8 protein-coding genes are annotated in these 12435 nt (G+C 65.0%); 1 reads left to right on the plus strand and 7 read right to left on the minus strand.

Features of this window, described 5'->3' with window-relative positions; all coding sequences use genetic code 11:
• Positions 1 to 13: 13 nt before the first annotated feature.
• The 6 genes from HNQ39_RS21460 to HNQ39_RS21485 all read right to left on the minus strand — a co-directional run bounded on the left by HNQ39_RS21460 (position 14) and on the right by HNQ39_RS21485 (position 7046).
• Positions 14 to 814, minus strand: coding sequence for a M55 family metallopeptidase (locus HNQ39_RS21460; protein WP_184201696.1), 801 nt, complete (start codon positions 812 to 814; stop codon positions 14 to 16).
• Positions 811 to 2391, minus strand: a complete 1581-nt coding sequence (locus HNQ39_RS21465) for a HEAT repeat domain-containing protein (protein ID WP_184201699.1) — start codon at positions 2389 to 2391, stop codon at positions 811 to 813. Before HNQ39_RS21465 ends, HNQ39_RS21460 begins: the two co-directional genes overlap by 4 nt.
• Before the next feature lie 81 nt (positions 2392 to 2472).
• Positions 2473 to 3246 carry a glucose 1-dehydrogenase gene (locus tag HNQ39_RS21470; protein WP_184201702.1) on the minus strand — a complete coding sequence of 258 codons (774 nt, stop codon included), beginning with the start codon at positions 3244 to 3246 and terminating at the stop codon, positions 2473 to 2475.
• Between the two features lie 147 nt (positions 3247 to 3393).
• The gene (locus tag HNQ39_RS21475) at positions 3394 to 4707 is read right to left on the minus strand and encodes a glutamine synthetase family protein (protein ID WP_184201705.1); all 1314 of its coding nucleotides are present in this window, start codon (positions 4705 to 4707) and stop codon (positions 3394 to 3396) included.
• Between the two features lie 86 nt (positions 4708 to 4793).
• Complete coding sequence (locus HNQ39_RS21480) at positions 4794 to 6152, minus strand: aldehyde dehydrogenase family protein (RefSeq protein ID WP_184201708.1); 1359 nt, start codon at positions 6150 to 6152, stop codon at positions 4794 to 4796.
• Positions 6153 to 7046, minus strand: a complete 894-nt coding sequence (locus HNQ39_RS21485; protein WP_184201711.1) for a Gfo/Idh/MocA family protein — start codon at positions 7044 to 7046, stop codon at positions 6153 to 6155.
• 130 nt (positions 7047 to 7176) lie between these two features.
• Here HNQ39_RS21485 and HNQ39_RS21490 point away from each other — a divergent pair, with 130 nt between their 5' ends.
• Entirely contained in the window at positions 7177 to 9798 is a 2622-nt protein-coding gene (locus HNQ39_RS21490) for a GNAT family N-acetyltransferase (RefSeq protein ID WP_221290211.1), read from the plus strand.
• Between the two features lie 8 nt (positions 9799 to 9806).
• On the opposite strand, the gene HNQ39_RS21495 is transcribed toward HNQ39_RS21490, so the two are convergent.
• Positions 9807 to 12227, minus strand: a complete 2421-nt coding sequence (locus HNQ39_RS21495; protein WP_184201717.1) for a heparinase II/III domain-containing protein — start codon at positions 12225 to 12227, stop codon at positions 9807 to 9809.
• Positions 12228 to 12435: the final 208 nt, after the last annotated feature.

The raw sequence follows: 12435 nt of genomic DNA on the forward strand, positions 1-12435 counted from the left end.
AGACGAGGAGAGTCTACGGCCAGGTGAAGATATCGAGGGGGTCGGTGAGCTGCCAGGCGACCGTGCGTGCATCGACCCTCTCTACTCCCGTGGCCTTCGCGAGGCGATCCGCCCGCGCGGAGTAGGCCCACTCCACCGTAACTGTCAGCGGCAGGGGGAGCGCAAAGGAAGGAGCTTCTTTGGCACCTTTCACTGCCGCAGCAATCTCGCGCCGAATCGCCGCACGCACCTCCTCGACCGCATATAGCTCACAGGTCTCCCAGCCCGTGCCGCGCTTGGTGGGCGTGGTCCGCGCGTGGGGAAACTGCCGCTTGACTTCCGCGCAGCAAGCCTCGTCGCCGCTGACGTAGACCAAGGGAACCCCAAATGCCCCCGCGTAGAGCGCCAGCTGGCCTAGCTCGCCGTACTCCACGCCATTCACCGAGAAGCGGCACAGCTCCTTAGGAACCTGCGTGTGGTCGAGAAACCCGTGGAGTGTCCCCGCCATCGCGTGCTGCCCGACCATCGCGACACAATGGACGCTCGCATCCAGGCCCTCCCAGCGCACCGGCTTGCGGCTCGCGATCCAGCAGCGGGTCGCCCGTGGGTCGAGTGCCGCCGTGAAGCCCTGGTTGCGGTTGCGCCCATGCCCATCCACGACACGCACCTCAGTCGCGCCCGCATCAAACGCCCCCGCAATCGCCGCGTTGGTGTCCGCCGTGAGTTGCTCACGACCATAGAGATACTCCGGCGCATTATCATCGGGATGATAGCACTGGTCCCAGTGATCCACCCCCGCGAGCCCCTCCATATCGGTGCAAATCCAGACAATCACAAAGGCGCACTCCCGTTCGATGGTCTCTCCCACTCCTGAAGCGCTTTCTCTGCCGCCTCCCGAACCATGGGATCGCGATCCTTCCGTGCCGCTTTCAGAACCGGATACGCACGAGGCTCCCGGACAATGGCTGCAAAGTCAATGGAGGTAGCACGATCCAGCGCTTCCCCCCGTGTGAGGTCTTTGTAGAGCTGATCCTGAGCCGCCCGATCTCCCAACGCAGCAAGCGCTCCCACAATAGCTCTACCAGTCACGATAGTGTTGTTACCAACCTGCTTCCAAGCGATTCTTAACGCCGGAGCAAACTCAACACGCTGTTGACGCGCAATCATCTGGTAGGGCTCATCTCCCCAGTACGGATAGACCACCTTCACGCGCTCGATTAACCAGTGGGTAGCTTTAGGATCACGCGCCGCTGCCAGCTCGGTCTGTGCCTCAGCGTAGTAGCCACACTTCGGATCGAGCGTCCCTCGTCTACAGATTGCCAGGAGATCGGCAGGCTGGTACTTAACAAGCCCACGAAAGGCCCAGACTTGGCTGACACTATAGGTGTCTGCGAGTGCTTTCTTGAGGAGAGGGATTGCCGGTTTCCCCCCACGCTCCGCAAGGTTACGGATGTATATATACCGCACATCTTCGTTGGAATGATGCAGGAGTTCGGGATGAGCAAGTAAATACGAAGGCTCCTCCCGTTCACAGAGCGCCTTTAGGGCTTCGTCGTGGATTACTTTATTTTTGTGCTGCTCCAGCTGGTGCCATGCCGCAAGAATCTGCTTCGCTTCGGGAACCTTTCGGGGTGGGTCTGTGAAAAGATACTCGTCTTTGTCGATACTCTCCAGCGCGGCTAAACACGCGAGTTGCCCCACCTGGGTGTGCTTTGGCACGAGCTTCAAGACGAGGGGGATGGCCTCCGCTGGCCGAAGCACTGCCAGCGCTCCCAGCGCGGCCGTCTGCTCCTCACCGGTGGTTTGGAGCGCACGACGCACCTCGGGAAGAAGCTCCCCCAAGCGGTAGCGACCGATCTGCCAGAGAGCATAGGGGCGCTCTCTGACGTCGGCCAGGCGTCGTCGAGCAACGAAGACCAACATACTCCGGAGTGCCTGGAGACGGGGCGGAGTTAGCGGAACAGGCCCTCCCGTCGCAACGGAGTAAACGAACGTCTCCCCCAGCGTGTTGCCGACAAAGCCCAAGGTCGCTCCCTGTTCGAGAAACGTGAAGTGCTCGTGGGAGACCCACTGGATCGAGGATATGGAGTGGCCCGCTCTCAGAATCTGGTCTTGGGTGAGAATCTCCTCCAGCGTGTAGCGCCGTAGGAGCTTCCCTCCTGGTCCCAGAAACGCCAAGACATAGCCATAGCCCGTTCCACCGTGGCAGTCACAGAGCACGACATACTTACCATCGTCGCGAACCAGCGCCCGGATCGGGGCGGAGCGCTGGGGGCTGGGAATGCTCCACAGACGAACCCCATCACACTGGTGCAGAGAGAGGACATAGGCATCCTTCCCAGCCTCAACGCGCAAGACAAACCGGCGATTTGCCGACCAGTGTTCCTTTTGTGGCGCCCCCCAACTATCCATAGGAACTCCCTCCCAGGCCCATTCATGGGTCTTGCCGCAACAGCGGGCCGCTTTAGCCGCCCGTCTGTGAAACGTTGCCCGTTATTCCGGCGTGACGTACGCCGCCGTGATGCCACCGTCCACCAGGAAGGTCGCGCCGGTGGTGAACGACGCCTCGTCGGAGGCGAGGAAGAGGGCGGCGTTGGCGATCTCGACGGCCTCCCCGAAGCGGCCCATGGGGATGTGCACGAGGCGGCGCTGGCGCTTCTCCTCCGTGTTGAGGTACTTCATCAGCAGCTCGGTGCGGAGCGGGCCGGGGCAGAGGGCATTGACCCGGATTCCCTCACGGGCATGGATGGTCGCCAGCTCACGGGTCATGGAGAGCACCGCCCCCTTGCTGGCCGTGTAGGCAAGCTGGGGAGTCGCGGCCCCGAGGACGGCCACAAACGACGCCGTATTGATGATCGAGCCGCCACCCGCCCGCCGGATCGCGGGGATGCCGTACTTGCACCCAAAGAAGACCCCCTTGACATTCACGTCGAAGGTCAGGTCCCAGACACTCTCCTCGGTCGTCTCCGCGTTGTCGTCGTCGGCGTGGGAGATGCCCGCGTTGTTGAAGAGAATGTGGAGCGCCCCGTAGGTCTCCTCAGCGAGGGCGACCATCGCGGCGGAGTCGGCGGCTTTGGAGACATCGGCACGGGTGGCAATCGCCTCCCCGCCTTGCTTCTTCACCAGTCCGACCGTCTCCTCGGCGGCGGCCAGATTCAGGTCCACCACGACGATCTTCGCGCCCTCTTGGGCAAAACGGAGGGCGGCTTGCCGCCCAATTCCTGAACCCGCGCCGGTAATCAGCGCTACTTTTCCTGCTAAACGCATCTCTCAAACCTTTCTTCCCCGGGCCTCAGGAACGAGGCGGGCTCCGGGCTTCGCCCTACTGGCCTTTGGCCACAAAGTCGCTCCGCGACATCGTGGCGGGACGCCAGAAGCGAAGCGAGTGCCCCTCGTTCATGAGGGGCTCCGCGATTAAATCCGCTCGAAGAAGCGCTTCTTCTCCCAGTCGGTGACCACCTCATCGAACTTGCGCTGCTCGGTGCGCCAGAAGTGGGAGTAGTGGGTGACGATCTCCGGGCCAAAGGCGCGGGCGGGGAAGTCACTCTTCTCGAACTCATGGATGGCTTCCCGAAGGTAGGCGGGGACGCGTGGGAGGTCTTGTGCCTCGTAGACATCGCCTTCAAAGAGCGGTGGCGGGGCGATGGAATTGTCCACCCCATCGAGGCCCGCAGCGATCAGGGCGGCGTAGACCAGGTACGGGTTGGCATCGGCACCGGGGATGCGGCACTCGATCCGCAGGGACTTGCCCGCGCCGACCACGCGGAAGCCGGCGGTGCGGTTGTCACGGCACCAGGCGATACTGGTCGGGGCAAACGAGCCCGCCTGGTAGCGCTTGTAGCTGGCGACATTGGGCGCAAAGAACGCCGTGATCGCCCGCGCGTGGTGCATCATCCCCCCGAGAAAGTTCAGGAAGAAGGTCTCGTCGGAGAAGGCATTGGTGCCATCCTGGTTCCAGAGCGAGAGGTGAACGTGCATGCTCGAGCCAGCCAGGGTCTCGTCCCACTTGGCCATGAAGGTCACGGCCTTGCCTTGCTGCCAGGCGATCTCCTTGGCGGCGTGCTTGTAGAGCGCATTGCGGTCCGCCTGCTCCAGCGCCTCACAGAAGAGGAGGTTGATCTCCTGCTGACCCGGGCCCCACTCGCCCTTGCTGGACTCAATCGGCACCTCGCTGGCATCGAGCGCGCGCCGGATCGCCCCGACCAGCGCCTCTTCTTTCGTGCCCTGGAAGATATGGTAGTCCTCGATATAGCGTCCCGCTGTCTTGGGGGCGGCGTAGTGCTTCTCCCGGAGCGCGTCGTAGCTCTCGTCGAAGACATACAGCTCGATCTCGGTGCCACCCATCGCCTTCAGGCCGCGTGCCTTGAGCTTGTCGATCTGGGCCTGGAGCATGGTCCGGGGAGCGATGCTCGCATGGGCATCGCAGAGGACGATGGCAGTCTTCTCCAGCCAGGCGGCGCGACGCAGGGTGCTCAGGTCGGGGTGGACATGCAGGTCGCCGTAGCCGCGCTCCCAGTTGGTGAAGGCATAGCCCGGAACCGGGTCCATCTCCATATCGCAGGCCAGCAAGTAGTCACAGACATGCATGCCATCGTCGATCACGTGCTCAAGAAAGTAGTGCCCCGTGAGGCGCTTTCCCAGCAGGCGGCCGTAGAGATCGGGCATCACGGCCAGCACCGTGTCGATCTCGTCGGTCGCGACTTTTCGTTCCAGTTCTTCTCGTGTCATACATCCATCCCCGTCTTTACATCCATCCCCCCGGCCCCCTTCCTTCGATTTTCCGGCGTTCCGCCTACGAAGGAAGGGGGAGAGCTTTACTGCGCCCAGTAGACGCTTTTTACCTCGCTGTAGGCATCGAGTGCCTGTGGTCCCAGCTCGCGCCCGAGACCGCTCTGGCCGTAGCCGCCGAAGGGCAGCTCCAGGTGGACACTGCTCGACGAGTTCACGGAGAGCGCTCCGGTTCGCACCGCACGCGCGACCCGCATCGCACGGGCGGCGTCGGTGGTCCAGAGCGAGCCGGAGAGCCCGTAGAGCGTCCCATTGGCGAGCGCGATCGCCTCGGCTTCATCGGTGAAGGGCAGGATGGTGACGACCGGGCCGAAGACCTCGGCTTGGGCCAGCTCGGCATCGGGAGCAATTCCGGTGAAGACAGTCGGGCCGTAGAAGCAGCCGGGACCGTCGAGCTTCTCGCCCCCGATCAGCGGCTTGACTCCCGCGCGCTCCACAAAGCCATGAACCCGCTCCCGGTGCGCGGCGGCGACCAGCGGCCCCAGGTCCGTGCCGTCGGCGAGCGGATCGCCCACGACGAGCTTCTTGGAGTTCTCGACAAAGCGCTCCACAAACGCGGCGTAGAGGGATTTTTCTACCAGGTAGCGGCTCCGGGCGCAGCAGTCCTGCCCCGTGTTGTCAAAGACACTCATCACCGAGCCCGCGGCTTTGTCTAGGTCCGCATCGGCAAAGACAATGCTCGCCGACTTTCCGCCCAGCTCCAACGAAACACGTTTGACAGTCTGTGCCGCCGACGCCATGATCGTGCGGCCGGTGCTGGTCGAGCCGGTGAAGGAGATTTTTCGAACGCCCGGATGTGCCACGAGCGCCGCGCCCGCCTCGGCGCCGGTGCCCGTGACCACGTTAAGGACGCCTTCGGGCAAGATATCTTTGGCGAGCTCAGCGAGCTTGAGCACCGTGAGCGGGGTCCACTCCGCGGGCTTGATCACGGCGGTATTGCCCATCGCCAGGGCCGGCGCGAGCTTCCAGAGCGTGATGACTAGCGGGAAGTTCCACGGGACAATCAGGCCACAGACCCCGAGCGGCTCCCGCAGGGTCAGTCCCAGCCCGCCGGAGAGCCCGACCGTCTCGCCGCGTGCCGTAGACGCCAGGCCGGCGTAGTAGTCCAGCACCCGAGCGGCGTAGCCGATCTCCCCCCGTGCGGAGCCGATAGGCTTGCCGACATTGGCGCACTCCAGCTGCGCCAGCTCCTCGGCGTTCTCACGCATGGCGGCGGCGAGCTTCTGGAGAGCAGCGGTTCGGTCGCGGGGCACAGACTGCCCCCACGCACCATCGAAGGCGGCTTGCGCACTTTGGACGGCGCGGTCGATGTCTTGGGCCGTTCCGGCGGGAACCGTGGTGATGGTCTGCCCGGTCGCGGGATTGATAATGGGAAGCGAGGTCACTTAGCCTACTTTCTGGAGCTTTGCCCCGAGCGCGGCACTCTTGTCAGCAGCCTCAATAAAGGCCATGATCTCACGCTGCTCGGCATAGGGAATGGGGAGTTTCTTGGTCTGGAACATGCCGACGATCGCCTTGAGCATCTCGCGGTAGTACGCCGAGCCGGTGATGGTAAACGGCAGGTTGCCCTTCTCGTAGTGCGCGACAAAGCCAAAGCCGTACTGCCCGGCCCGGATTCCGCGCAGGGTGGAGAGATGGCCACTTGGCCAGCGGGCCATGAGCACCTCGCCGGGTTCGGTGCGCCAGGATTGTACCTCAGCACAGCCCGGTCCGAGAAGGGTGTAGAGCATCTCGACCCCATGGATGCCGTAGTGAAGGAGGCCCGGGTTGCCGTCGTGGAGAGCGCACGGCCCCCAGACCTCGACCGAGAGAAGCTTCCCCAGCTCGGCTTGCTTGGCGAGCGCAGCAGCAATCTGGGGATCGTAGCGCAGCGAGGAGCAGCTCATGAGCGGCGTGTTGTGCTTCTGCGCCAGCGCGAGCAGCGCATCGGCCTCCTTCAGGCTCCCGGCAAAGGGCTTGTCCACAAAGGTCGGGATCCCCGCCTCCAGAAACGGCTTGGCGCGGTCCAGGTGCCGCGAGCCCTGCAGGGACTCGATCATCACCGCGTCGATCTTGCCGATGAGGTCTGTCGGGCGCTCCACCAGCTCGACCCCAAAACTTTTCAGCTTCTCGACATAGCCGGGGATGCGCTCGGGCATGATCTTGGAGTCACCGGGGCAGCCGGCCACCACTTTCGCGCCGTCCACCCACTCGCTCTCCGCGATTGCGACATGGTTGAGGCGCTGGGTAAAGGCCTCCACATGCGACGTATCAAAGTCCACAAGGCCAATTCGTATCATAGCGTTAGATTCACCCCACGCCAGCCGAATCCTTCTGAGGTGGGGGAACTTGTAATCCGCCATAGTGTTGATGTGAAAGATGCCCCCCTCCGCAATACTAAGGAGCGTCACTTTTCAAGGAGCATCCCCCGTGCATACCCGTCTTCAGTCCTTTCTCACCCCGTCGTCCGTCGCCGTTATCGGAGCCACCGAGACCCTTGGCAGCGTCGGTCGGACGCTACTTACCAATCTCTTGGCGAGCCCGTTTGGTGGGCCGGTCTTCCCAGTCAATCCCAAGCGCAGCTCGGTGCTGGGCGTCAAGTCCTACGCCAGCCTCCACGCCGTCCCGGACCCGGTCGAGCTGGCCGTGATCGCGGTCCCCGCCCCCGGCGTCCCCGAGGTCGTGCGTCAGTGCGGCGCGCTAGGAATCCCTGCAGCCGTCGTGATCTCCGCAGGCTTTCGCGAGGCCGGCCCCGAGGGGGTTGCGCGGGAGCAAGCACTGCAACACGCGGCGCGGGCGGGGGGCGTGCGGCTGATCGGACCCAACTGCCTCGGGGTGATGGCGCCGCATACGGGGCTCAACGCGACGTTTGCGCAGACCATGGCCGCACCAGGGCGGGTCGCCTTTATCAGCCAGTCCGGGGCGCTCCTCACCGCGATCCTAGACCGGGCGCTCACCGAGAAGATCGGCTTCTCCGCCGTCCTGAGCCTGGGCTCGATGCTCGATATCGGCTGGGCCGATGTGCTCGACTACCTCGCCGAAGACGATAAGACCGAGAGTATCGTGCTCTACATGGAGTCTGTGGGCGAGGCGCAGAGCTTTCTGGCGGCGGCGCGGGCGGCGGCGCTCTGCAAGCCGGTGCTGGTGATCAAGGCGGGACGCACGGCACAAGGCGCCCAGGCGGCGGCGTCGCACACGGGCGCGCTGACCGGCTCCGATGACGTCCTCGACGCCGCGTTTGACCAAGTCGGGGTGCTCCGCGTGGAGCGCCTCGCGGATGTCTTCGCCCTCACCGAGACCCTGGCGATGCAGCCGCGGCCCAAGGGACGGCGGCTGACCCTCGTGACCAACGCGGGCGGACCCGGTGTGCTGGCCACCGATGCGCTGATCGGCGGCGGCGGCGTGCTGGCGCCAGTCTCCCCCGAGATTGAGGCGGGGCTAAGCGCGTTTCTGCCGCCACACTGGAGCCACGCCAACCCCGTGGATATCCTGGGAGATGCCGGGCCGGAGCGCTATGCCAAGGCGCTGGAGGTAGCCGCGCAAGACCCGCAGAGCGATGGACTGCTGGTCGTGCTCACCCCCCAGGCCATGACCGCCCCCACCGAGACCGCCGCCGCGCTGGTGCCCTATGCCCAGACGCTCGGTAAGCCCGTGCTGGCCTCGTGGATGGGCGGCGCGTCGGTGCTGGAGGGCGAGGGGCTCCTCGCTGCCGCTGGCATCCCCACCTTTCCCTACCCCGACCACGCGGTTCGGGTCTTTAACCATCTCTGGCGCTACAGTGCGAACCTCGAAACCCTCTACGAGACCCCCGAGCGTACGGAGCTCCCCGACGGTGCGGAGGTAGCTGCCCGTGCGCTTCTGGCAGGGGTCGCGGCCACAGGCCGGACACTGCTCACCGAGGCGGAGTCCAAGGCACTCCTCAGCGCCTACGGCATTCCGACCGTCCCCACCTATATCGCCGCGAGCGCCGACGAGGCAGCACGGCAGGCGACCGCGCTGGGCTATCCGGTCGTCCTCAAACTCCACTCGGAGACCATCACCCACAAGACGGATGTGGGCGGAGTCGTGCTCAACCTGCAAGACGCCGACTCGGTGCGGACTGCCTTTCTTGGGATCCAGAGTCGGGTTCCCGCCGCGGACTTCCTAGGGGTGACGGTGCAGCCCATGATCCGCCTCAAAGATGCCTACGAGCTGATTGTTGGGGCATCGTCGGACCCGCAGTTCGGCCCCGTCCTGCTCTTTGGCGCGGGCGGTCAGCTCGTGGAGGTGCAGCGAGACCACGCGCTCGCCCTGCCGCCGCTCACGACCACGCTGGCCGCGCGCCTGATCGAGAAGCCTCGGATAGCGGCGGCGCTGAAGGGGGTGCGGGGGCGCGCGCCGGTGGACGAAGCGGCGCTCGCGCAGCTCCTCGTGCGCTTCAGCCGCCTGGTCGCCGACCAGCCGCTCTTAAAGGAGATCGAGATCAACCCACTCCTGGCATCGCCCGACGGTCTGCTGGCGCTCGATGCTCGTGTGGTGCTGGGGACGCGCCCACCCGTGGCGCTCCGCTCCTACCCGCATGCCTACGAAACAACCGCCCTGCTCGACCCCCAGACCCTGCTCCGGCTCCGTCCGATTCGCCCCGACGATGAAGCGGCGCTGACGGCGTTTCACCGCTCCCTCTCAGAGCAGACTCTCCTCCAGCGCTACGGCGAGGCACTCCCGCTGAGCGAGCGCACGGCACGCGAGCGCCTGCGCCATATCCTCTTCCCCGACTACGACCGGGTCATGGCCCTGGTCGCAGAGGCGGAGCAGACGGGAGAGCTCCTGGGAGTCGCCCGCTACGAGCGCGAGCGCGGTGCCCCGACCGCCGAGCTACGTCTCGTGGTCGCCGATAGCTGGCAGAGCCGCGGCATGGGCTCACGCCTCTTGGAGAGCCTCATCACGGTTGCCGAAGCCGAGGGAGTCACCGCGCTTACCATGCAGTTCCCCCCCGAGAACACCGCCCTCGCCACCCTCGCCGAGCGCTTCGGGTTTGTCGCCACTCCGTCGGGCTACGTCCGGCGGGGCTAGGCATCCCCCTAGCTCCCTCTCTTCCCGGAGAGCGCATCCCAAGCGTGCACAGTTCCGTCCCGCAGGGTTACCTCGACAGTCTCCCCAACACGGTGAATCTGCCGAATCTTTGAGCCGCCTGCGCCCTCATAAGGCTCCAGCACCGAGATAAAGAGCGAGTCGAGCGGGGCGGCACCTTGGCGGCGCACCAAGAGGGTCGGAATCCACTCGCCGTCGGTGTCGGTGTTGTAGTTTCCGGGCGCCACCCAGCTCTCACAGAGGCCCGCGCTGGCGTTTTCGGTCAGGCTGGTGAGCTTGAGGTGGACCGTGGGGGCGTCCTTGGGGCGGGTCTTGAAGCGGTCGTCCAGCGCCCAGACGACGCTCCAGCCGCTTTTGGGAGTGGGGTCGGTGCGGAAGGCGCGGGTCTGGGTCTTGTTGCCGTAGTCAGGGCCGGGCGTGAGGGACAGCCCCTGCGTGCTGACCGTGCCGTAGCCGCTGTGCAGGAAGTAGGCATGGTCTTGGCCACCTGTCACCCGGAAGAAGTCGACGACATAGAACCCGCCGCCGGGGAGCTCGGCCATCCCGACCGTGCGCTCGTAGCACTCGATCCCGTAGAGCGCTGCGCCCTCGGCACGAACCGCCTGCCAGGTTTTTTCGCTCCGCCAGAGGGTGGTCTTTCCCGCGGGGAGCCCCTCGTAGCCCGCGCGCTCGGTGATGGCGGCGCTGACCCGCTTCTGGTCCTTGCCGTCCACGACTACCGTGTTGTGCGCCGCCGCCATCGTGTACCAGAGCGCACGGGGCGCGCCCCAGCCGCCAAACTGCACGGGCGGGTAGCCAAAGTCCGGGAGCAAGTCGAGGCCATAGGCAAAGAGCCCGAGATTGAGGCCATCGCTGTGGTGGTGGTAGCCCCCCGAGTCGTAGTCCAGCCAGAGCGCCCGCTCGTGCTTTCCCGCTCCGCCGCGCAGGATCGCCAGGTGCCACTCTTTTTTATTCACCGACGCCAGCTTGGGTGTCGGGCCGTACTGGGCGATCACTGCGCTCACCTGCTTCTGAAACGCAGTCGGGCTCTCGGCGAAGAGATCGTGCGGGAGGTTCTCGGTCTTGCGCCCGTTGGCGTGGTGAAGCGCCTGCACAAACCCGATCTCGCCCGTGGCCGCGTAGAGCCGCCCGAGAAAGTCGAACATCGATGCCCCAACGCCGGGATTGGTCGAGAAGCTCACACCGCAGTAGGTCGGGCTGGGTGCGGCGAAGGTCCCACAGTCCCCGATCCGTGGGTAGAACTGCCCCAAGCACCAGGTATCCAGCGGGAAGCGGAACATCTCCCCAATCCGCGGGTTGCGCCGCAGGAGGTCCGGCAGGAAGCTCGGGTCGATCCGGGCATAGAGCGCCAGCACGGTCGCGATCCCACTGGTCGCATAGACCGAGTAGCCCGTCAGGCCCTTCTCCCCCGTCATGCCATCCACAGCGGTCGCCTTTTCAAGGGTCTTGTCCAGCAGCGCGAGAATCTCCGCGCGGTTTCCCGGCCAGCCCTCGACGGTCTTGAGGATCGCGACCGTCAGCTCGGTCTGGGGGTAGTTGGAGTAGATCTTATCGAGGTTCTTCTGCGGGTCGCGCAGGATGCCGTCCTCAATCTGGCGCAGAACGTCGGCGGGCGCAGGCTTCTTCAAAAACGCCGCCAGCGCCTTGTCTTTGGCCAGCGCCTCACGCACCCTATCGTAGGCGAGGGCCAGCTCCCGGGTCTCGACACAGGCATCGTGCCAGGTGGAGACATAGCCCGAGCGCGGTGGTCCTTCGTACATGACGCCCTCTTTGCCAAAGTCGTGGGTCGGGTAGAGCTCCGCCACCCGCGCCAGCAAGACCCCCGCCTGGTGAGCGTAGTGGGTGTCGCCGGTCACCGCGTAGGCCGCTGAGAGCGCGACAATCCCGCCGTGAACCGCCTGCTTCCACTGCCCGTAGACTAAGTACGCCCCGATAAAGCGCCAGCGCTTGTCGCCCTCGACATAGCCCTCGCCGTCATCCACGCCAAACCCCGGCGGGCCATCGGGGTTGACCAGTAGCTTTCGGTCGGCACGCTTCGGATCAAAGACGCCCTTCTCATCCAGGCCGGACTTGTAGAACGCGCCAAAATCATTCTTGGGGAACGCATCGCTACAGTGCGGACAGCGCACCTTCCACGGCTCTTTAAGCGCGTCCATCTTCCACGTGTACATCGGCACGGACTTCTTGCAGCTCGGGCAGTAGCCATTGGACCAGACCATCCAGCTCCGCTTGATCGTGTTGCCAAAGAACAGCCCGTAGAGGTGCTCGTCGGTAAGCGAGCGCCACGGCTGCGCCGCCGCGACAATCTGGTCCCGAATTGCCTTGGCAAAGGGAAACTTCGCCGCATTGGCCTGTGCCCGCCGCACCAGCGCCGCTGGCAGAAAAACACTTCGCGTGCTTGCTTGCTTCATGCCGCATTTTACCTGGTCTTGTTTGCATCCCCCGGCGTGGCATCCCCCGGCTCGCACCGCTCGCCACCCCCTTCGCCATTTTCCTCCTTCGTCGGCGCGAAGGGGATTAAGGAAGCCCCCAACCCCCTTCGCCCCGCGGAACGCGGGTTTCAGGCGAAGGGGGTCGGCGGTGGTGCCGCCGGGGGGATGTCCGCCGGGGGATGCCACG

It is taken from the genome of Armatimonas rosea (genome assembly GCF_014202505.1).
Lineage (GTDB): Bacteria > Armatimonadota > Armatimonadia > Armatimonadales > Armatimonadaceae > Armatimonas > Armatimonas rosea.

Excerpts from the sequence above, each read along its gene's own strand:
- HNQ39_RS21465 (WP_184201699.1), bottom strand. The coding sequence starts at position 2,391 with ATGGATAGTTGGGGGGCGCCACAAAAGGAACACTGGTCGGCAAATCGC.
- HNQ39_RS21470 (WP_184201702.1), bottom strand. The coding sequence starts at position 3,246 with ATGCGTTTAGCAGGAAAAGTAGCGCTGATTACCGGCGCGGGTTCAGGA.
- HNQ39_RS21475 (WP_184201705.1), bottom strand. The coding sequence starts at position 4,707 with ATGACACGAGAAGAACTGGAACGAAAAGTCGCGACCGACGAGATCGAC.
- HNQ39_RS21485 (WP_184201711.1), bottom strand. The coding sequence starts at position 7,046 with ATGATACGAATTGGCCTTGTGGACTTTGATACGTCGCATGTGGAGGCC.
- HNQ39_RS21495 (WP_184201717.1), bottom strand. The coding sequence starts at position 12,227 with ATGAAGCAAGCAAGCACGCGAAGTGTTTTTCTGCCAGCGGCGCTGGTG.